Origin of the sequence: Candidatus Methanoprimaticola sp. MG2 (genome assembly GCF_047501175.1) — an archaeon.
Taxonomy (GTDB): domain Archaea; phylum Thermoplasmatota; class Thermoplasmata; order Methanomassiliicoccales; family Methanomethylophilaceae; genus Methanoprimaticola.
In genome coordinates, this window is the sequence record NZ_JBEQWH010000015.1 from 1 (window position 1) to 21919 (window position 21919).

Here is a 21919-nt window from a genome sequence, read left to right on the forward strand (position 1 = left end):
CCGGCAATTCCGAGGCAGCTTACCATGCACTAAACGTAGCATCGAACGTCATCATTTACTTCTAAGTGATTCTCATGATTATCGTATATTCATCCAAGTCCGGTTCTTCGATGAGGTATGCCCGCGATCTGTCAGACCGTATCGGGCTGTCATGTTACTCCATCTCAGAATCCTATCCGAAGGACGAGAATATAGTGTTCTTCGGTTGGCTTAGGAAGGATACTGTAGTCGGTATCGATTCCGTGGATCGTTCTAGGCTCAAGGCTGTTGGAGTGGTAGGTCTGGATTCGGAAGGTCGTTTCGACAAGGGAGCCATAGCAGATAGGAACAGCCTCTCAGTGCCGATATACTACCTTCGTGGATGGATCGACCGTTCCAAGCTGAACGTCCTTGACAAGTGCGTCCTTCTCGCCGTATCCGTCATGATGAAGCTTCAGGGGTTGAATGAGTTCAACAAGCCGATCTTCGACGCAATGATGGACGGGGGTAGCTTCTACGATCCGAAATACCTTGATAGCATCGAACAATTCATCAGATCATAAGCATCCGGGGTAAATGTGGTTGGTAGTCCCGTCCGGGTTCGAACCGGAGTCGCCGGCTCCAAAGGCCGGCATGATTGACCACTACACTACGGGACTGTAGAAGGTTGAATTAATTCCTTGTATTTTTGATTGTTCCCAAGAGGTATGTCGGACGGGCCTCCGTCACGGTAACATCCATGAATGTGCCTAGCGGGATGTCATCCCTGACAACAACAGGTCTGTAGGAGTTCGTCCTGAGGATCGTTCCCTCCTTCCCTTTCTCGGTGGCCAGCGCTCTGAACGTCCTGTCCACGAGGGCATTGTTGACATCGAGCTCGGTGGAGTTCTTGACCATCGTGAGTTCAGCGGAGCGTTCAGCGGAGATCCGTCCATGGATCTGCTCCATCTTGGCGGCATCTGTCCCTGGGCGGGAGGAGAAGCGCGTGATGTTGACGGTGTCCCCACGCAGCGTTTTGACGAGATCCACGCTCTTGGCATGATCCTCATCGGATTCTCCCGGGAACCCGCAGATCAGATCCGTGGCTATGCTGATGTCGGGAACGGCTGCACGCAAGTAGTCGACAAGTTCGAAGAATTTCTCCACTGTGTACTTGCGTCTCATTCTCCTGAGGATATCATCGCTTCCGCTTTGGACCGGGATGTGAAGGAATCTGTATATTCTCTCATCATCCATCAGCTCGCACAGGTCTTCCTGGACTCTGAATACGCTCTGGGGGTCGGCCATGCCGATCCTGAGCCGATAGTCCCCCTCGCGTGAGAGCATGGACCTAAGCAGCTCGGGCAGGGTCGTACCGATGTCCTGCCCATATGCGGCGGTGTCCTGCGCGGTCACAAGGATCTCTCTCGTGCCGTGCTCTAGGAACGAGTCATACCGGTGAAGTAGTCTGTCAGGAGAATAGCTCCTCAGATCGCCTCTCGCGACCTTCGTTATGCAATACGAGCAGTTCCCCAAACATCCCTGAGCTATAGGTAGGATGGCTTCGGACCCAAAGTCCACGGATGTGGCGCAACCCTGAATGCCGTATCTGCCCTGCATCCTCTCCTTGAAGGTACCGTAGTCCTCCGGGGGGATTATAGGAGCATCGGGCAGACGGATCTCTATGCGGTTCGGCTGCGCCTTAGCCATGCATCCCGTGACCACGATCTCCTTCCCTTTCGAACGGAGATCGGCGATCCGGGACAGCATGTGCTTCTCCGTCGTTTCGACCACGGTACATGTGTTGAGTACGACCATGTCCGCATCGTCGACCGAGGAGGCCTCTTCGAAACCGAGGGAGGCCAGGTCCTCTGCCAGTTCGCGGCCCTCGCCGCGATTCATCGTACATCCGTACGATTCGACGTAGTAACGCATCAGCGGGTACAGGGTTCGGTGGTCGGGACCGCGAACGCCGTCTTCGCAGAGATCTTGGTGATCTTGGCATGGACGCTGGCACCCTTGACCGTTCCGGGGACGATGATGAGATAGTCATAGTACTTCGACGTCCCATCCCCTTTCTTTCCTACATCGGTTATGCGGACCTCGATGATGTCGCCCTCATGCAGGGTGTTGCTGTTGTCGACGCGGACGCCCTTCCTCACGGTGATGGGCCTGCGGGCACCGCATGCTTCGCACTCGAGCATGAGCGTCCTGTCCTCTTTGACCATCTTGGTGTCGGGAAGTCCGCACTCGGAACAGATGACGTACGTCTCGGTGTACATCTGGATCTTGTCATTGATCTGCGGTGTGCCGATCTTCGCCTTGAAGACCGCACGCCTCCCTTCTATGTTCCCCGGCGCTCCGAGCTCCTTCAACAGGAACTGGAGGAGGTGCTGGGGATCGCGCCTGAGCTTGTCGGTGACATCGATGAAGTTCTTGAAGATCGTAATCTTCCCTTCCTGGAGGATGTCCAGTTCGGGGATCTCGAATCTCTCATGGTTCTCGATTGTCTCGGGACATGCGATCTTCGCTCTGTTGAGGAGCGCCATATAGTCATCTTCACCGCTCATGCTTTCACCTATGTTCACGGCTAAGCGAGTCCTTATTATAAAGATGCGCACGCGCGCGACGGTCATCATCCGTTGGATGTGCACGTGGATGCACATCGGACGGTACTGGGCATGTATGTCCAGCGACACGGTCTGGCAAATTTAGATCGCAAAGCATCGTCTCAACGCCCGGTGCGTCGATACGTGTCCCTGGAACAATCCAACATCTAAATTATCTATGGGAATGGGATATCCCAGCGCGTGATAGCATGGCAGGCAAGGACATCTCAGACATGAGTTTCGATGAGTTCTTCCTTGGGAAGAAGGCGCCCTCTAAGACGAGTGAGCAGCGTCCTCGGCCTGCCGAAGACCAACCAGACGGTCCGGTCGCGTCGTCCGATGTCGACAGTTCAGGTTTCTCCCGTGGAAGGCCGAAGTTCAACATCCGTTCCGGCAGGGTGCTCCTATACATCCCGAAATACGAGGGCGGAAAGGGGGCTAGATATGACCTGTCGGTAGAGCAGGACGGAAGGTCCGTTATCCTGGGACGTCTCAAATCATCCCCTTTGGATTCCGATGTCTCCTCCATACCGACGGAGTTCGACCTGACGGATGTCGAGATATCCCCCCTAGGGGAGCTCACCATCGTCATTGACGGCAAGAAGGTGTACGAGATATTCGCGCACAGCCATATGATGTTCAGTGCGGACGGGATGCCGATCAGCAGGGCCGAGGATACGACCGTGGTCCTGTATCCGGAGGGGAAGCACCTCTGGCTGATGGATGCCAAGGTCGCGTCTTCCGCAGAGTTGGACGGGATGAGACTGGACACGGTGGAGGTGGCCAAGGGCGGATACATCAGGGTACGCGACAGACCCCAGCCCGTGGAGAAGGTTGCGGAGCCGGAGAGGAAGGTCCCGGTCAAGAAGACCAAGCCGAAGGCCGCCGCCTCGCTCATCATGCCCGCACCGGAGAGTGTCGCGGGCATCAGGGACGGTGGCAGGGTCGCGCCCCTGTATGGTGCGGCTCCCGATTTCAGGATCGAGACCGTCAACGTCGACCCCGAGGTCTGTACCGTGAGGACGGAGACGTCCGAGGGGAAGGCGGAGATGCCTCTCGCTCAGTTCGACGTCTCATCGTTGGACGGTGTGGACGGTAGGGTCGCGGTATCGGTCGTCTTCGAAGGCAAGGTCCTTGCCACGGAGACATACTACGTGGCGACGGGCTTTTCCTGCGACTACTCTGCGAAGGGGGACATCCCCGAGTACGAGATCGTGACATTCACGATCGGTACCGAGGAGTATCACAGGAACATCTACGAGGACGGTCTCGACGGACCGTATCCCCTCGGAGGGTCCGATGTCATGCTGGCCTGGAACATCCCCGTGGTCACGTACGACGTGGGTGCCGGCCCCGTGTCGTTCAGGGAGGGGGACGTCTCCGTCGACGACCTGCCCGATTCCATCGTCGTGACCGTGAGGGGGGCATCCAAGAAGGCGGTGTTCCTGGGGGGTTCCGGGAAGAAGGTCAACCTCACCCAGGAGTGGGAGGACGATACGGTCCGCATCGACACCACGCCCATCGCAACGGCAGTGTTCGATTCACCGACCCGGGATGCCGCTCTGTACATAACGGTCAATTCGTGTCCTGTCAGGAGGTTCCTCACCGTGACCAACCAGGCTGGCATATCGTACGAGTACTCCCACGGGGAACTGAAGGTCATGGTCGGATGCAGCGGCAGCCACGAGTGCCGCGTGTTCAACCTGGACAAGACCGTCGAGGTCCACGTCCTAGAGGAGGGCGAGAACAGGATAGCCGTGAGCAAACTGGCCATAGCCGCAGACATACTGGAGCTGCGCGGCGGCAAGGAGATCTCCGTGGAATCGGTGACCATAAGGGAGATACCGTTCCTCCTCAGGGATGACATGGGCGATGTGTGGTTCTATGTCAGCAAGGACAAGCGCATACCGCTGCCGGACGGATTGCTCGAGAGCGGTGCCAAGAATCCCGCGGAGATCAGGAAATGGCACTCCCAGATCGTCAGGATGAATCCCGAGCTCAAGAACGTGAGTCCGGAGAAGACCGTCAAGGCGTTCAACGCTTTCAACCCGTCGTGAAGGCCCGTACCCTCCGACACCACGTTGGAACCGTCCAAGATGGTGTGGTGGTCGGAGGTCCGAAACCCCTTACTTCTATGATACCGTTAAATATGAGATTATGCTAGCCACGTCAGCATTAGAGGTAGGTCCGCATGGGTCTTACCATCGACGTTCCAATCGCTGAATAAATAATGCGAGGTGAAAAATTGGGAAACGGTCTGTACACCGCAAGGAAAATGAAGACTGACCGCCAGAAATTCCGCTGGCTGGACAGGGGATACAAGAAGAGAGTTCTCAAGCTGAGGGAGAAGTCCGACCCTCTCGAGGGATCCGCACAGGCACGCGGAATCGTCCTGGAGAAAGTCGGAATCGAGGCCAAGCAGCCCAACTCCGCTATCAGGAAGTGCGTCAAGGTTCAGCTCATCAAGAACGGACGCCAGATCACTGCTTTCGCAGTCGGAGACGGAGCCATCAACTTCATTGACGAGCACGATGAGGTCATGGTCGAGGGTATCGGCGGAAGGATGGGTAGGTCCTACGGAGATATCCCCGGAGTCCGTTACAAGGTCATCAAGGTCAACAACGTCTCCCTCGACATGATGGTCAAGGGAAAGACCGACAAGCCCGTGAGATGATTACAATGGCAGACGAAATCGTAGCTCAGAAGGCTCTCATCTTCGGAAAGTACGACACCTCCGATGTGGTCGTCCAGGATGGCGGTCTCGCAAAGTACATCGATCTTACCCCCACCAACGTCCCCCACTCCGGTGGAAAGCACGCCAACAGGTGGTTCGGGAAGTCCAGGCTCAGCATCGTCGAGAGGCTGATCAACAACATCATGAGGACCGAGAAGTACACCGGAAAGAAGATGAAGGCGTACAAGACGGTCTCCCAGGCGTTCGACATCGTCGCTACCAAGACGAAGAAGAACCCTGTCCAGGTCCTCGTCGAGTGCCTCGAGAACGCGGCACCCAGGGAAGAGGTCACCAGGCTCCAGTTCGGAGGCATCTCCGTTCCCAAGGCAGTCGATGTGGCTCCTCAGAGGAGGCTCGACATCGCGCTCCGCAACCTCAGTTCCGGAGTCGTCGCGGCATCGCAGAAAAACAAGAAGCCGATCTACGAGTGCCTCGCCGACGAGCTCATGCTCGCCGCAAAGGGCGACATCACCTCTTACGCGGTCGCGAAGAAAGAGGAGATGGAGAGGGTCGCGCAGTCCGCCAGATGATCTGTAAGAAAGGTGTGTGAACATGGGACGCAGAGAGGACAACGCGAAGAAAGCAGTCGAGCTGATGAAGAACCAGAAGCTCATCAGGAACCTCGGAACTGCCGCGCATATCGATCACGGGAAGACCACCTTCTCCGACAACCTGATCGCAGGAGCCGGGATGATGTCTTCCGATCTCGCCGGAGAGCAGCGTCTGCTCGATTTCGATGAGCAGGAGGCCGCCAGGGGAATCACCATCAATGCGGCATCCGCCGCGATGGTCGTTCCTTACAAGGACCCCAAGACCAACAAGATGGACCACTACCTGGTCAACCTCATCGACACTCCTGGGCACGTCGACTTCGGTGGAGATGTCACCAGGGCCATGAGGGCTCTCGACGGTGTCTACATCCTGTGCTGTGCGGTCGAGGGTATCATGCCCCAGACCGAGACTGTCATCAGGCAGGCCCTGAAGGAGCGCGTCAGGCCCATGCTGTTCATCAACAAGGTCGACAGGGCCATAGTCGAGCAGCAGCTGACCCCCCAGATGATGATCGAGAAGTTCTCCAAGATCATCACCGAGTTCAACCAGAAGATCATGGACATCCTGCCCGCACCCCTGAACAAGGAGTGGCAGGTCAGCCTCCAGGACGGTACCGTCGCACTGGGATCCGCATACAACAACTGGGCGGTCTCCCTCCCCTACCTCCAGAGGCCCGAGCTCCAGAAGATGGGAATGAACCTCACCAAGGTCTTCGAGTACTGCGGAAGGGAGGGTGGACAGGCGGAACTCGCCAAGATCATCCCTCTCGCCGACGTCGCACTCGAGATGGCCATCAACCATATCCAGGACCCCACCGAGTCCCAGAAGATCCGTATCCCCACCATCTGGAAGGGAGATCTCAACTCCGACATCGGAAAGCACATGCTCAACTGCGACCCCAATGGCGAGGTCGCCATGATGGTCACCAAGATCATCATGGACAAGCAGGCTGGAGAGATCGCCATCGGAAGGCTGTTCTCCGGAACCGTCAAGAAGGGACAGACCCTCTACATCTCCGGTTCCAACGCGCCTCAGCGCGTCCAGACCGTCGCACTCATGGTCGGGGCCGACAGGACCCCCATCGAGGAGTGTAAGGCCGGAAACATCGTCGCGCTGACCGGACTCAAGGATGCCATCGCGGGAAGCACCATCTCCTCCGTGAAGGACATGGAGCCCTTCGAGAGGATGGCCCACTATTCCGAGCCTGTCATCACCAAGGCCATCGAGGCCAAGAACATGGCAGACCTCCCCAAGCTCGTCGAGGTTCTGAGGGTCATCGCGAAGGCGGACCCCTCCCTGAACATCGAGATCAACAACGAGACCGGGGAGCACCTCATGTCCGGAATGGGTGAGCTGCACCTCGAGATCACCGAGTACAGGATCGTCAACGAACAGGGTGTCGAGATCATCTCGTCTCCCCCCATCGTCGTGTACCAGGAGTCCGTCAAGGGACGCAACCCCTCCGAGTTCGAGGGTAAGTCCCCCAACAAGCACAACAAGTTCTACTTCCTTGTTGAGCCTCTCGAGGAGGGTGTCCTCGAGGCCATCCGCACCGGTACGATCGACGTCGAAGCCAAGATCAAGGACCCCAAGGCCCTTGCCAAGACCCTTGTCGACTGCGGCATGAACGCAGACGAGGCAAAGGGAATCGTCGCATTCAAGAACAACAACGTGCTGCTCGACTGCACGAAGGGAATCCAGTATCTCCACGAGACCATGGAGCTCATCAAGCAGTCCTTCGAGGAGGCCATGATAAGGGGCCCCCTCGCTGCAGAGAAGGTCGGCGGACTCAAGGTCAAGCTGATGGATGCCAAGCTCCACGAGGATACCATCCACAGGGGACCTGCCCAGATCATCCCCGCGGTCAGGGACGGTATCTACGGTGCCATGTGCCAGGCCGGAAGGATCCTGCTCGAGCCGATGCAGCATGTGTTCATCAGTGTGCCTCCCGACTACATGGGGGCGGCCGTCAACCTGATCAACCAGCGCCGCGGAACCATCCTCGAGATGGGTCAGGAAGGAGCAGACTCCACAGTCTCTGCGGAGTGCCCCGTCGCGGACATGTTCGGATTCGCCTCTGATGTCAGGGGTGCGACCCAGGGACGCGCTCTCTGGTCCATCGAGAACGCCGGGTTCAAGCACGTCCCGCCCGAGCTTCAGAAGAAGGTCGTCGGCGAGATCAGGACCAGGAAGGGCCTCAACCCCGAGCCCTACGATGCGAATTACTACTCTGGCCTCTGAGGCCTGTAAACCTTAAATACGAAACCCCTTATCGGAAACTCAGAGTTCCAAAATCAATGGAGGAATGAAGAATGGCAGAGAAAGAGCACATGAATCTGGTCATCATTGGCCACGTCGACCACGGAAAATCCACCCTCACCGGAAGGATCCTTCTGGAGACCGGTGCGATCGACCCCCACATCGTCGAGAAGTACAAGAAGGAAGCCGAGGAGAAGGGAAAGGGATCTTTCTACTTCGCATGGGTCATGGACGGACTCAAGGAGGAGAGGGAGAGAGGAGTCACTATCGATATCGGACACAAGAAGTTCTACACCGACAAGTACTACTTCACCGTCATCGACGCCCCCGGACACCGTGACTTCGTCAAGAACATGATCACCGGAACCTCCCAGGCCGACGCAGCCATCATCACCTGCTCCGCCATTGAGGGACCCCAGGCACAGACCAAGGAGCACGTCTTCCTTGCAACCACCCTCGGTGTCAAGCAGATCATCGTCGCCATCAACAAGATGGACGCCGTGAAGTACGATGAGGCCAAGTACAACGAGGCCAAAGATGGAATGATCAAGCTCATGAAGATGGTCGGAGTCAAGACCGATGAGGTTCCCTTCATCCCCACCTCCGCATACATGGGAGACAACATCAAGGTCTCCTCCGCCAACACCCCCTGGTACAAGGGACCCACCCTCATCGCAGCTCTGGACGCCCTCAAGGTTCCCGAGAAGCACACCGAGAAGCCCCTCAGGATGCCTATCCAGGATGTCTACACCATCACCGGAATCGGAACTGTCCCCGTCGGACGTGTCGAGACTGGAATCCTCAAGCCCAACATGAAGGTCATGTTCGAGCCTTCCCACGTTCAGGGAGAGGTCAAGTCCATCGAGATGCACCACGAGCAGCTTCCCCAGGCAGTCCCCGGAGACAACGTCGGATTCAACGTCCGTGGAGTCGCCAAGAACGATGTGAAGAGGGGAGACGTTGCCGGACCTATCGACAACCCTCCGTCCGTCGCAAAGACCTTCACCGCTCAGATCGTCGTCCTGAACCACCCCTCCGTCATCACCGTCGGATACACCCCTGTCTTCCACTGCCACACCACCCAGACCGCGTGCAGGTTCGTGGAGCTGGTCAAGTCCATCGACCCCAAGACCGGCCAGACCAAGGCTGACCACCCCGACTTCCTCAAGACCGGTGACATCGCCGTCGTCAAGCTGGAGCCGACCAAGCCCATGGTCATCGAGACTGCAAAAGAGTTCCCGCCTCTCGGAAGGTTCGCTATCCGCGACATGGGTCAGACCGTCGCCGCTGGAATGTGCATCTCCGTCGAGAAGGCTTGAATCCTCAGTGATTGAGATGTCCCAGCGCGCAAGAATCTCTCTCAGCGGAACCGACCCTGCGAAGGTTGACGGTGTCTGTGTCCAGATCAAAGGGATCTCCCAGAGGACTGGCGTCGACATCCGTGGACCCGTGCCCCTTCCCACCAAGAAGCTGAAGGTGGCCTGCAGGAAGAGTCCCGATGGAGAGGGGAGCGAGACCGTCGATCACTGGGAGATGAGGATCCACAAGAGACTCATCGACCTCGATGCAGACGAGCGCGCTCTCAGGCAGCTGATGAGGATTCAGGTTCCCGATGGCGTGAACATCGAGATCGTGCTCAGGAGCACATAAACCCGATCAAAGGCGGGGGTATCCCCCGCCACCTCATCCAACCTTTTTACCTTCTGTTATAATCCCGATTGTGGTCCCGTTGTTCCTTTTCGTACGGACACATACATTAAATAAATCGCATCGATGCACGCACACAGAGAGTGAGCGCATGAGAAGCGACGCAGTCAAGAAAGGGCCCGCAGCAGCTCCCCAGAGGAGTCTCCTGAGGGCGGATGGTCTCAGCGACGAGGATTTCGAGAAGCCCTTCATAGGGATCGCAAATTCTTGGAACGATATCGTCCCAGGGCACATCCATCTCAACGAGATCGTCGAGGCTGTGAAGGAAGGTATCATCGAGGCCGGTGGAAGGCCCTTCGTCTTCGGTGTCCCGGCTGTTTGCGATGGCATAGCCATGGGTCACAATGGGATGAGGTACTCCCTGATATCCAGGGAGGTGATCTCGGACTGCTGCGAGGTCATGGTCGAGGGTCACGCCCTAGATGGTTGGGTCGGTGTCTCCAACTGTGACAAGGTCACTCCTGGGATGCTGATGGCAATGGGGCGGATGAACGTACCCGGCCTCATGGTGACAGGTGGGGCGATGGAGCCTGGTGTCGGAAAGGATGGGAACATGGACCTCCAGTCCGTATTCGAGGCCGTCGGCTCGTACAGTGCCGGAAACATCGACGAGAATGAGCTGCATACCATCGAATGCACCGCATGTCCGGGGAGGGGAAGCTGTTCCGGACTTTTCACGGCCAACACCATGGCCTGTCTGACAGAGACCATGGGAATCAGTCTTCTCGGTTGCGGGACCGCCCTGGCGAACGATAATAGGAAATTGCAGATCGCAAGGGCTACGGGCAGACGCATCGTGGAGATGGTCAGGGAGGACCTCAAGCCTCGCGATATAGTCACCCGCGGATCATTCTGCAACGCTATCCGTGTGGACATGGCGATCGGAGGGTCGACCAATACCGCGCTCCATCTTCCTGCGATCTCCAAGGATTTCGGATGTCCCGTAACTCTCGATGATTTCGATGAGATTTCCAGGGACACGCCGCACATAACAAGCCTTAGGCCTGCGGGGCCGTATGCGATCAAGGACTTGGACAGGGCAGGCGGAATACCGGCCATATTGAATGTCCTGAAGGACAGGTTGGTCGATGTCCCCACCGCCAATGGCAAGACGATCCTGGAGATCGCCGATTCCGCGGCCGTCAAGGACAGCGAGGTCATCCGGCCCATGGACAGACCATACCATCTTCAGGGAGGGATCGCTGTCCTCAAGGGCAATCTGGCCCCGGAGGGGTCGGTCATCAAGCAGGCGGCCGTCAGTCCGAAGATGATGAAGTTCACAGGGAAGGCGAGGGTCTTCGACGGGGAGACGGATGCCGCTGAGGCGATAATGTCGGGAAGGATCGTGCCGGGCGATGTCGTCGTCATAAGGTACGAGGGTCCAAAGGGTGCCCCCGGGATGCCCGAGATGCTTTCGCCGACCAGTCTTATAGTCGGCAGGGGACTGGGAGAGGAGGTCGCGCTCATAACCGACGGAAGATTCTCGGGAGCCTCCCGTGGAGGCGCAATCGGGCATGTATCTCCTGAAGCGTATGCGGGAGGGCCCATCGCCGCATTGAAGGATGGGGATGTGATCGACATAGACATTCCCGAGAGGAAGCTCTCGGTCCGTCTCACGGACGAGGAGATCGCGGCCCGTCTGAAGGATGCGAAGCGCGTGGAGCGTCCGGTGCACGGGGCCCAGAAGAAATACAGGCAGTTGGTCTCCAGCGGGGCCGACGGCGCATACCTTGAGGGTTGAACGTCAAGGTATTTTTCGCAGGGGCGGCATCCCGGAATGTCGGGGGCCGTTCCTGCATCCATCCCATCTTCAGTATAGCTTTAAATTTCACATCCATGTTGCATGGTTCATGGGAGCCGAGCGGATCGATCAGTTCGCGGTCGACGAGGATGGTATGACAGTGGATGGATATCGCAGGCTGGAGCCTGTGAGCAGGAAGTCCATGTACATCGGTAATGCGATATCGTTCGCGATAGTCGCCGTAATATTCGGTGCGATCTGGCTCTATGTGTCTGGACAGTCTGTCGATTTCGCACCGGTCGTGAAGATCGCATGTTCGGCCATAATCATCATCACCGCGATCTATTCATTGGTAGAGCCACAGGTGATCTACAGGCGCTACAGGTACAGGATAGACGACGAGAAGGTCGACATACGCAAAGGGGTCGTATACATAACCCATCAGATGGTCCCGATCGAGCGCATCCACCAGGTGGATGTTACAGAGGGTCCTGTCAATCGCATGTTCGGTCTCGCGAACGTCCAGATAACCACTGCCGGTGGCACTGTGGAGATCCAGTGGCTTCAGAGAGAGGTCGCCGAGGATATCGCGGACAAGCTGAACTCGACCGTCGTCGGAATCCTGAAGGCGAGGGAATGAGCGAAGTGTCCGAAGGGGAAGGAGGATACGTTCTCCGCAATCACATATCGCTGATCGCGAAATACATCCTGGTCATAGCGGTGTTCGCCGCGATCTTCTTCGTCAATCTTCTGGACGTGCTATGGGAGAACCTGTTCAAGGCGTCAGTGGTGTTCATTCTCCTGTTGGGTGCATGCGTGTTCCCTATGTACTTCTGGTGGAAGAAGACCACGTTCACGTTCGGGGATACCGAGATCCTGAGGGTCACCGACACGGTCTTCAGGTCCGTAAAGCACATCCAGTACACAAGACTGGCCTCCGTGTCCGTGAAGCGCGACATCATAGACCGCATCTTCGGAACTTCCACACTCACGTTCAACGTCAACAGCAGCGTCAACGCTACCTCCGCCGAGGCCACTCTCGTGCTGAAAAGAGATGTCGCAGACGAGCTTCGCAATAGGCTCAACTCGATGATCTTCGAAAAGGAGATGACCGTGGAGGAGGACAGGGAGGTCGAGACCCTCATAAAGGTCACGAACTCGGACGTCATAATGCATGCTGTCTTCGCACAGCCTACATACATGTCGATATTCGGACTTATCATGCTGTTCTATTCCGTTGTGATGCTGTTCGTCGGCAACAGCGGTGGTTTCATCACTGCGGCGATCCTGTTCGCGATCAGTGAGATCATACCGTTCATCTCCATCATCCTGAAGTACTACAACTACAGGGTCTATCGCGTGGGGGACACGATAACCATCGAAGGTGGTCTCATAACCACCACTCGGAGCTCTTTCAGGGTGAACAAGATCAGTTCGGTACGCATGCGCTCCCCGCTCATGGCACGTGCGTTGGGTATGACCGCTCTGGAGGTGGAGGTCGTGGGACTTTCCGATGGGGATGATGGGAACAAGCCCGTGCTGTGTCCTTTGAAGAAGAGGGAGGATGCAGAGGCCCTGTTGGCAGACCTCCTGCCGGAGCTGTATTTCGAACCCACTCCGGAGTATCAACCGCGTCGTGCACTCATACCAATGATGGTGGCCGATTCCCTATACACCGTCGTCATCGTAGGGGTGTTCGTAGCGATCTTCATACTTGCGGAGAGCACCGTTGCGGGGCTCGGCAGCACATGGTCCATGCTGGTCACTGCTTCCGAAGTGGCGGCGGCCATAGGACTTCCAGTTTTGTTGTTCGCCCGTTCCGGTCTTGCCCAGAGGAATCGTACCGTGGATATGGGCAGGGACTCGTTCATGTTCGTGTACGGGGGATACGATGTCTCCACGGAATACGTGAATTATGATAAGGTGCAGTTCGTGGCATTGACATCTAGCCCTCTCCAGAGGCGTTTCGATACGGCCCGTTGTTCCGTGCAGCTCATGTCTTCCGTGGGATTCAGAAGCATAGAATCGGGATTATTCGACCCTGATGACCTGGCCCGGATATCCGATGAGATCATGGACCGCATACGTGACGGAAGGTACGATTACAGGAAGTACGTTTGACCGGATGGCAGGCTCGGTGCCGTTCGGAACGGTCCAGTCATGACATTTCGAGTGTAAACCTTCCCTTTTCACGACGCGTGAACGACCTACCAAAAAATTGGGTGGTCAATAGGTCGCTTGTATACTGAGTCCCATCCAGTATCGATACTGTGAGCGACAGATACTACATGGGTTTCGATGCCGGAACACAGAGCGTTAAGGTTGCGGTATATGATGCGGAGCTCCGTTGTGTGGCAGAGGCGTCCAGTCCCACCACGATACGCCATCCCGGACCACGCATGGTCGAGATGGACCCTGACGAGTATCTCAAGCTCACAATACGCGGTATGGCGGAATGTTCGGAACAGATGGTCTCGAAGGGACTGGAGCCTTACGGTATACGCGCCATAATGGGCGATGGGATCATCTGCGGGATAACCGGCGTTGATGATGAGGGGTCGGCCATAGCCCCGTATGTGAACTATCTCGATTCGCGCACTCAGAGTGATGCGGATGAGATCAACGCCATGGGTCTGAGCATATGGGGCGAGGAGACAGGGAACCCTGATGCAAGCTGCATGTTCCCCGCGATGTTTGCCAGGTGGTTCCTGAAGAATCATGAGGGTTTCAAGGAGTCCGGTACGAAGTTCATACACAACGCCCCCTACATTCTGATGCACCTTGCAGGGCTTAAGGCCCGTGATGCGTTCATCGACCAGGGTGCGATGTCCGGATGGGGACTGGGATACGATGTCCTCGGGAAGAGATGGTCGGACGAGCAGCTTTCGATACTGGGTCTGGACAAGGGCATGATGCCCCGTATCGTAAAGCCATGGGACGTTATAGGTCATCTCACGTCCGATATCGCTGAGCAGACGGGACTCCGTTCTGGGATTCCCATATGCGGAGGTGCCGGGGACACCATGCAGTCGATGCTCGGATGCGGGATGTTCCATCCCGGGATGGCAGCGGACATCGCAGGGACCTGCGCGATGTTCTGTGTGTCCACGGACGGGATAGTCCCGGACCTGAGTGTTCCCGGCAAGGGTCTGATATTCAACAGCGGGTCCCTGGACGATTCATATTTCTATTGGGGTTTCATCCGCACGGGCGGCCTGTCGCTAAGATGGTTCCGCGATGATGTGTGCGGAGGTTCCATAGGGTACGACGAGCTCAGCGATTCGGCGAAGGACGTCCCTCCCGGATGCGGGGGCGTGACGTTCCTGCCGTATCTGACAGGAGGCTACGGGGACGAATCGGATGCGAGCGGCTCGTTCCTCAACATGACTCTGGACACGGATCGTGCCACGTTGTGGCGTTCCGTCCTGGAGGCGATAGGGTACGACTACATCGGGGTTACCGATGAGTATCGTGCTGCAGGGGTGGACCTTGGGAGGATAACGATAGCCGAGGGCGGGAGTGCCGACGATGTCTGGAACAAGATAAAGTCCGATATGATCGGGAGCGATGCTGTCGTCATGAGGACTCGCGGCGGGGCCGTCCTCACGAATTGTGCCATGGCATCCTATGCTGTCGGAGATTGCTCCGATCTCATCGGGACGCTATCCGATGCGGCAGAGGTGGACAGGTCGTTCTCTCCCGACCCGGAAACGACTAGGCTGTACCGCTCTCTCTATGATTCCAGGAGAGAGGTGATGTCCAGGATGATGCCTGTGTTCCCTGTCCTGAAGAGGATGAACGACATCTGAAAGAGGGGGCGGTGCCCCCGGGTTCAGAGCGTGAAGTATTCACGTCCCTTGTCCATGAGCTCCTTGAAGGCACGGGGGTCATCGCTCAATGCCGCTTCGACGACATCATGGACGGCCCTGTCGAACTCCTTCAGCATGGTCTCCCTGGAGGAGTTCATGTGCTGGATCTCATAATACAGTCCCGGGTCTTCGAGTGCCACGGATTTGTTGGTGTCCATCATCTTCTCGAACGTAGTGGACGCCACGGATTCCATGTCCTTGAAGGATATCCCGGACCTCTCCAATGCTGTGAAGAACGCTATGTTGACGGCATGGCTCAGTCCCAGAACATATGACATGTACTTGTCATGGTCCTCGATGGGCATCACCCTGATGTTGGCCCCATGGTTCCCAAGCATGTCCATGACCTCGTCCACCGCCTCTCCGGACCCGCAGTCGCAGACCACGAGGTTCCTGTTGTACATCGATTTGGCGGATGGGCCGAACATGGGGTGGATGGAGCAGACCTTCCTTCTGGATCCCATGTCCCTGAGGGTGTCTATGAACGGGGACTTCAGCGATGAGAGGTCGAATATGAGCGCATCCGGTTTGCAGATCCCATCAAGCTTCTGCAACATCCCGGGTGTGCGGGATATCGGTATGGACACGATCACCACATCCGCCCACTTGGCGTCATCGGTGGTGAGGCCATTGCCGGCGGAGGGGTCGATGATGTCCACACGATGCCCGGACTGCCTGAGCATGTCCCCCATCCAACGTCCCATCTTCCCGTATCCGCCGATTATCGCTATGTGGCGGGAGTTCTCGACAGGTCTCGGAAGGGCGGCCTGGATCTCTATGGATTCCTGCATGAGGGTCCTGCAGACTGCCTCGGCATAGACGGGGTTCATCCCGTTCTCGAGAGCGAAGCCCCTATAGCGGTCTATGACCGTGTTCTCCTGCGCGATGTTCCTCACGGCAGCATTGGTACCGACCTTGTTCTCGCCAACCATCTTCGCAAGCTCCAGCCTGCGTCTCATGAGCTCCAGGAGCTGCCTGTCCACATCGCCGATCTCTGTTCTGATGTCATTCAGTTCCATCGGTATCCCCTCGCAATCTGGTCCGCTATCGTCAGTGCGGCCATGGCCTCCACCACCGCCACCGCTCTCGGAACGATGCACGGGTCGTGTCTTCCTTCGACGGAAACGGTGTCGTCCGTCCCATCCTTCAGGTTGATCGTCTCCTGTTCGATCCCAATGGACGGCGTGGGTTTGAATACGACTCTGAATACGACAGGCGCCCCGTCGCACATCCCCCCTACTATGCCTCCCATATGGTTGCTCTTGGTGGTGATGCGACCGTCGCACATGCGGTATCCGTCATTTGATTCGGATCCGCGCATCATCGCCAGTTCGAACCCGTCCCCGAACTCTATGCCCTTGCATGCAGGTATCCCGAACATCGCCCTTGCCAGTTCGGCATCCAATGCCTCGAACCAGATGCCTCCGAACCCTATGGGCAGTCCTGTGATGATGCATTCGACCGTCCCGCCGACACTGTCATGTGCGGCACCGGCACTCTCTATGTGGTCACGCATGAGGACGTCCATCCTCGATGTGCACGCACGTGTGGCAAACTCCCTGGATCCCCTGGCCTCATCTGCCGAATGGGACGTCCCGTCAATCACTTCTCCTATGGATCTGGTGAACGCATCGATGCGTATCCCGTTCGTGAGGAGCATCTGCTTCGCGATCGATCCGGCGGCGACGATCGCTGCCGTCAGCCTTCCCGAGAACTGACCGCTTCCGCGAAGGTCATGGTCCGGAAACCTAAGAAGCGCAGGCAGGTCGGCGTGACCAGGTCTGGGGGTGTCGTAGAACTTCAGGTATTTCGAACCGTCAGTGTTGCCGTTCTCTATGATCATCAGGATCGGTTGTCCGGTGGCCTTCCCGTCGACGACTCCTTGTGCGATCATGACCTTGTCGGCCTCTCTGCGTGGTGTCCCGATCTTCCCGGTGGGTTTCCTCAGGGCCATCTCGCACTCCATCATGTCCTCATCCACGGGGAATCCCGCGGGGACCCCTTCCAGTATGCCTCCGACGCACGGGCCGTGGCTTCTGCCGAAGAGACTGAACCTCACCTTGGTGCCGATCTCGTACATCGTTGGACCTCCGATAAGAGCCCTATCGTCCTCATGGCCTCCGGGAATCCAGGGAAGGAAACCGAGGCGCACTCGGGGTCGTCCATTGTGACCGGCCCCTCACAGAGTATGGATGCCACGGCCGCGGACATCATGATCCTGTGGTCGCCGTGGTGTTCGACATGACCTCCGCGGAGTCTCCGGACCCCGTGGATTATGCATCCGTCATCGGTGCCTTCGACGTTCCCTCCGAGCGCGTTGATCATCCTCACGGTGGTCTCTATCCTGTCGCTCTCCTTGAATCTCAGTTGCGGAGCCCCGTATAGTCTGCTGTCCCCTTCTGCGGTGCAGAGAAGGACGGTCACGATCGGGAACAGGTCCGGTACACTGCCCATGTCTATGTCGCACGCCTTGAGGGTACGTCCCTCCACTTTGGCGGATATGCCCTCTACGGTGACGTCCGCCCCGGCCTGGCGCAGGATATCCAGGATCACCTTGTCCCCCTGAGGGTCGGCGGGGTCCATCCCCGTGACCGTGCATCTCCCACCAAGGGCTCCTGCGACGAGCGGGAACGCCGCCGACGAGTAGTCTGCGGGAACAGAGTAGTCGTATGCCTTGTACCCAGTGCCGGAGACGGTGAAGACGTTGCCTTCCCGGGACGCGTTTGCTCCGAACAGTCCCATCATGTGCGTCGTGACATCCAGGTACGGGGCTGAGACCAGGTTGCCTCCGATCTCGATCTTCGATCCGGAAGGGAGCATGGGGGATGTCAGCAACAGGGACGTCACGAACTGGGAGCTGACGCTGCCGTCTATGAGCATGTGACCGCCCCGATTTGGACCTTTGACGGTGACCGGGGGGAGTCCGCCGTTCGACCGGCATTCCACACCGCAGGCCTCCAGGGAATCCAGGAGGGGTCCCATGGGCCTCTTCTTCAACGATTCGTCGCCGGTTATCGTCACAGGATCGTCGAACAGGGAGCAGATCCCTGTCAGGATCCTCATGGTGGTCCCCGAGTTGGCGGCATCCACGGGGTCGGCAGGAGCTCTCAGTTCGCCGCCATCCACCGTTGCGACGTTCCCGTCCAGCGATATGCCGGCTCCCATGGCACGGCATGCAGACATCGTGGCCAGGGTGTCCGCCGATAGGAGACAGTTGGTCACGATGGAACGGCCCTTCGCCATCGATGCAAGGAACAATGCCCTGTGCGTATGGCTCTTCGATGGAGGCGGTGATATCGTTCCCTCTATCCTGCCTCCCTGGAATGAAATGGTGGTCATTGTCCGCACCTCGTCACTGTGAATATGATGTCCATGGACTCCAGGCCCATCCTCTCCGCGAAATCCCTACCCTCGTCCCTCTCCACGACGATCGCCACCGCAGGTCCCGAGCCAGACATCCCTGCGCCGAGCGCACCCAGCTCCATCGCCTTCTCGGCAACGGAGTTGTCCACGCCCTGTACGGATGATATGATCCTGCCGTTGGCGGTCATCGCCCTGAACGGCTCCTCCATGGCCATCCCGATGGCTTCCTGCATCTGGGGTGCGACCGAATGGAGCCTCTCCAGGGGCATGGTCGATTTCCTGATCTTGAACCTGGGGACCGCGATCACGACATCGAATTCGCCGATGTCCCTCCGATCCAGGATCGTGTCCTCGCGATTGTCCGTCATCACGATCCCTCCGAGTCCGCATCCGCATGCGTCATCGAACGATCCCGTGACCGTGACCTTGGCCTCCCTGGCGCATTGGACCCCGAGTCTGATCAGGTCCACCGCGTCCATGTCCTGGCCGATCTCCCGGAACACTGCCCGGAGGATGGCATTGCAAGCGGCACTGCTGCTCTTGAGGCCTCTGGAGACCGGGATCTCCGAATCTATGCCGAGGGTCCACCCCTCCGGCTCGGGGAGTCCCGCCCGTTCGTACGCTCTGCGGACGCAGATGGAGGCCATGTTGGTATCCTCCGTGGGGTCGTTGGATATCGAGACGGTCCTGCAGCTCCCCCCCTCTGTGAACTCGGCTTCCGTCCTCAGATCGACCCCGATCGTCGCACCTATGCCACATGGCATCGCGTTGATCACGGTGATCGACCCATGGGACGTTCCAATGGATGTCATATCTGAGACCTCATCGTGTCGAACATCCCTTCGATCCCGGTCCACATCTCGAACGATGCCGCACCCTGTCCGGCGAGCATGTCCTCCCCGTACGCGACCCTGCATCCTCTCGATCTGGCCTGATGGATGAGCGCGGTCTCCTTCCCGTATACCATGTCGAAGACGGTCTGCTCCTGTTGGATGGCCGAGATGTTGATGGGATACGGTCCATCGGAGTACATCCCTACGGGGGTGCAGTTCACGATGATGTCATACATCATGACGGACACGGATTTGCCGCATCTGAATGTGGCACCGAAATCGGATGCGAGTCCGGAGCCGGATTCCGCGTTGCGTCCGGTTATGGTGACATCGCATCCCCTCTCGGTCATATAGTGGGCGCAGGAACGGGCAGCGCCTCCGGATCCCATTATCAGGACCCTGCGGTCCTCTGCCTCGAACCCCGCCTTTGTGAGTGCGGTGTGGATGCCCAATACATCCGTGTTCCTGCCCACGAGTCTGCCGTTCTCGTTGACGACCGTGTTAACGGCACCTATCGCGGAGGCGTCCCTGTCCACGGAGTCGAGGTGGTCCATTATGTCCTGCTTGTATGGGATGGTGACATTCAGTCCCCTGATGTCGTATCCTCTGACGACCTCCTCCATCTGGTCGAGGTCCGTGGTATCGAACGGCAGGTACACCCCGTTCACGTTCGCCTCCTTCAAGGCAGCATCGTGCATTGCCGGCGACCTGCTCTTGGAAATGGGGCTTCCGACGAGCCCGAGGATCATGCAATCGTCGCCCAGCATCTCCATGTCGGAGGCTCTCAATTGTCCGGGCGCGGTCGGTTCCCCGACATATCCGAAGCTGAACTCGTTCCCGAGGATGGATGCCCTTATGCGTGTGATGGTGCCTAATGCGCCCATCCCGAGGATCACATGGGGTCTCTTCAAGGACCTGGCGGCATCGAGTATGCTCGTGAGGTCTCTGAACGAGCCCACGGAGAACGCACCCTTGGCTATGTCGCAGTCCATTCCGTTCAGTATGGAGGCTATGCGCTCGGCGTTGGGCGTTCCAGTGAAATCATGATGGGATGCCACGACCTTCAGGTGTGTATCGGGCCTGTGCTCCTCCCCGATGTCGATCATGCCGTCGAACCCTTCGGGTAGCACATCCAGATCTATGGGACCGCGGTATGTCACCAGGAGGTCCCTGTCTCTGACCTCCGGAACAGACCCGAGCAGGTCGAGGCGTATCTCGACCATCCTCGTATCGCATTCCTCGAGCTCCGAGACGGAACTGAGCGACGCGCAGACTCTCATCAAAGCTCCGTGATCGTCTCGTCGATCTTCATTCCGAAGTGGCGGCCACCCGATTCTAACCTGGCCAGGACTTTGTCTCCCTTCTTCAGGGCAGACGCGGATATCGAGCCGTCCCTTGTGACGAGCTTCACGGTCTCCGCATTCTGGAGGATGGTGGTGTATTCGTGCTCCCCGTCAGTCGCGGTGACGATCAGGAGGGGTCTTTGCTCCACCTTGCACCTTCCGACGGAGGACACCCTCGTGGAACCGTCCCTCTTGACGAGGACTATGCTGTCTCCGGACCTGTACTCGGACAGGTACCTGGTGCGGCATTCCGTGCCCATGGCGTATGCATGGACGGCCCCGGCATTGACCCTGAAGGGTCTGGCGGCAACGTAACCGTTGTCCTCGCTCTCGCTCTGTACGAGGAACAGGCATGCCGCCTGGGACCCGATGAGCATCCCTTCTCCGGGGGACATGTTTGTTATGGTGTCCACGCAGACGCGGTCGCCGATCTCGATGTTGCGGGTACCCAATACCTCTATCTCGGTGAGCTCTACGGTGCCGTTGTCCTGGAGTATGTTGGAGAACGCACGTATCTCGTTGGGATCCTTGGTACAGACGACGATGCCGTCGACGCCCTTCTCGAGCGTCTGCATGTACAGCTTGGCCTGCTCCACAGAATCGGCGCACGCGAAGACCCTGGTCCCCGTGTTCCTGAACTTCGCGATCAGGTTCTCGAGGGGGATGACCGTCCAGTCCCTGGAGTCCAGTACCACCCCGTCCCGCTTCCCGGCGAGCCCGAACGCATGTTCCTGGTCCTCTGGGGTGGAGAGCTCCACGAGTTCGAAGTTCCCGGACAGTTCGCCATCATCGTTGTAGATGAGTGTGATCTTCCCGAGCTCGGAGAAGCATTGGTCCTCCGGGCGTACGATGACCTTGTCTATTCCCGATTCGAAGGCGGAGATCACAAGCTCCTTGCGCGCTTCCATGTCTTCGGGGATGTCCGCCCTGATCCAGATTTCCTTCTCCATG

The 21919-nt window shown here is 57.8% G+C and carries 19 protein-coding genes and 1 tRNA gene; 11 read left to right on the plus strand and 9 right to left on the minus strand.

The window, feature by feature from the left end; genetic code table 11:
- Positions 1-110: 110 nt before the first annotated feature.
- Positions 111-542, plus strand: coding sequence for a hypothetical protein (locus tag V5D86_RS09090; protein ID WP_414596369.1), 432 nt, complete (start codon positions 111-113; stop codon positions 540-542).
- A 20-nt stretch (positions 543-562) separates the two neighbouring features.
- Here V5D86_RS09090 and V5D86_RS09095 read toward each other — a convergent pair.
- The 3 genes from V5D86_RS09095 to V5D86_RS09105 all read right to left on the minus strand — a co-directional run bounded on the left by V5D86_RS09095 (position 563) and on the right by V5D86_RS09105 (position 2528).
- Positions 563-638, minus strand: a tRNA-Gln gene (locus tag V5D86_RS09095).
- Between the two features lie 13 nt (positions 639-651).
- Entirely contained in the window at positions 652-1893 is a 1242-nt protein-coding gene (locus V5D86_RS09100; protein WP_414596370.1) for a tRNA (N(6)-L-threonylcarbamoyladenosine(37)-C(2))-methylthiotransferase, read from the minus strand.
- On the minus strand, positions 1893-2528 hold the full coding sequence (locus tag V5D86_RS09105; RefSeq protein ID WP_414596371.1) for a translation initiation factor IF-2 subunit beta: 636 nt from the start codon (positions 2526-2528) through the stop codon (positions 1893-1895). Before V5D86_RS09105 ends, V5D86_RS09100 begins: the two co-directional genes overlap by 1 nt.
- A 248-nt stretch (positions 2529-2776) precedes the next feature.
- Here V5D86_RS09105 and V5D86_RS09110 point away from each other — a divergent pair, with 248 nt between their 5' ends.
- The 10 genes from V5D86_RS09110 (at position 2777) to V5D86_RS09155 (ending at position 15369) form a co-directional block, all read left to right on the plus strand.
- Positions 2777-4624 carry a hypothetical protein gene (locus tag V5D86_RS09110; RefSeq protein WP_414596372.1) on the plus strand — a complete coding sequence of 616 codons (1848 nt, stop codon included), beginning with the start codon at positions 2777-2779 and terminating at the stop codon, positions 4622-4624.
- A 188-nt stretch (positions 4625-4812) separates the two neighbouring features.
- Complete coding sequence (locus V5D86_RS09115) at positions 4813-5241, plus strand: 30S ribosomal protein S12 (protein ID WP_414596373.1); 429 nt, start codon at positions 4813-4815, stop codon at positions 5239-5241.
- Between the two features lie 5 nt (positions 5242-5246).
- On the plus strand, positions 5247-5831 hold the full coding sequence (locus tag V5D86_RS09120) for a 30S ribosomal protein S7 (RefSeq protein WP_414596374.1): 585 nt from the start codon (positions 5247-5249) through the stop codon (positions 5829-5831).
- Between the two features lie 22 nt (positions 5832-5853).
- Positions 5854-8094: an elongation factor EF-2 gene (locus tag V5D86_RS09125; RefSeq protein WP_414596375.1), complete on the plus strand. Its 2241-nt coding sequence runs from the start codon at positions 5854-5856 to the stop codon at positions 8092-8094.
- 71 nt (positions 8095-8165) lie between these two features.
- On the plus strand, positions 8166-9431 hold the full coding sequence (tuf, locus tag V5D86_RS09130) for a translation elongation factor EF-1 subunit alpha (protein ID WP_414596376.1): 1266 nt from the start codon (positions 8166-8168) through the stop codon (positions 9429-9431).
- 16 nt (positions 9432-9447) lie between these two features.
- Positions 9448-9762 carry a 30S ribosomal protein S10 gene (rpsJ, locus tag V5D86_RS09135; protein WP_414596377.1) on the plus strand — a complete coding sequence of 105 codons (315 nt, stop codon included), beginning with the start codon at positions 9448-9450 and terminating at the stop codon, positions 9760-9762.
- 148 nt (positions 9763-9910) lie between these two features.
- On the plus strand, positions 9911-11560 hold the full coding sequence (gene ilvD / locus V5D86_RS09140) for a dihydroxy-acid dehydratase (protein ID WP_414596378.1): 1650 nt from the start codon (positions 9911-9913) through the stop codon (positions 11558-11560).
- 109 nt (positions 11561-11669) lie between these two features.
- Entirely contained in the window at positions 11670-12200 is a 531-nt protein-coding gene (locus V5D86_RS09145) for a PH domain-containing protein (protein WP_414596379.1), read from the plus strand.
- Positions 12197-13681: a PH domain-containing protein gene (locus tag V5D86_RS09150; protein WP_414596380.1), complete on the plus strand. Its 1485-nt coding sequence runs from the start codon at positions 12197-12199 to the stop codon at positions 13679-13681. The genes V5D86_RS09145 and V5D86_RS09150 overlap by 4 nt, the downstream gene beginning before the upstream one ends.
- 167 nt (positions 13682-13848) lie before the next feature.
- Entirely contained in the window at positions 13849-15369 is a 1521-nt protein-coding gene (locus V5D86_RS09155) for an FGGY-family carbohydrate kinase (RefSeq protein ID WP_414596394.1), read from the plus strand.
- Positions 15370-15392: 23 nt separating this feature from the next.
- Here V5D86_RS09155 and V5D86_RS09160 read toward each other — a convergent pair whose 3' ends face one another.
- The 6 genes from V5D86_RS09160 to V5D86_RS09185 are packed head-to-tail and all read right to left on the minus strand — an operon-like array spanning position 15393 to position 21918.
- Positions 15393-16448, minus strand: a complete 1056-nt coding sequence (locus V5D86_RS09160) for a prephenate dehydrogenase/arogenate dehydrogenase family protein (RefSeq protein ID WP_414596381.1) — start codon at positions 16446-16448, stop codon at positions 15393-15395.
- A complete protein-coding gene (gene aroC / locus V5D86_RS09165; protein WP_414596382.1) occupies positions 16439-17509 on the minus strand; it encodes a chorismate synthase in 1071 nt (356 codons plus the stop codon). The genes V5D86_RS09160 and aroC overlap by 10 nt, the downstream gene beginning before the upstream one ends.
- Positions 17485-18768 carry a 3-phosphoshikimate 1-carboxyvinyltransferase gene (gene aroA, locus V5D86_RS09170; protein WP_414596383.1) on the minus strand — a complete coding sequence of 428 codons (1284 nt, stop codon included), beginning with the start codon at positions 18766-18768 and terminating at the stop codon, positions 17485-17487. The genes aroC and aroA overlap by 25 nt, the downstream gene beginning before the upstream one ends.
- Positions 18765-19604: a shikimate kinase gene (locus V5D86_RS09175; RefSeq protein WP_414596384.1), complete on the minus strand. Its 840-nt coding sequence runs from the start codon at positions 19602-19604 to the stop codon at positions 18765-18767. The genes aroA and V5D86_RS09175 overlap by 4 nt, the downstream gene beginning before the upstream one ends.
- A complete protein-coding gene (gene aroE, locus V5D86_RS09180; RefSeq protein ID WP_414596385.1) occupies positions 19601-20905 on the minus strand; it encodes a shikimate dehydrogenase in 1305 nt (434 codons plus the stop codon). The genes V5D86_RS09175 and aroE overlap by 4 nt, the downstream gene beginning before the upstream one ends.
- On the minus strand, positions 20905-21918 hold the full coding sequence (locus V5D86_RS09185) for a 3-dehydroquinate synthase II (protein ID WP_414596386.1): 1014 nt from the start codon (positions 21916-21918) through the stop codon (positions 20905-20907). Before V5D86_RS09185 ends, aroE begins: the two co-directional genes overlap by 1 nt.
- Position 21919: the final 1 nt, after the last annotated feature.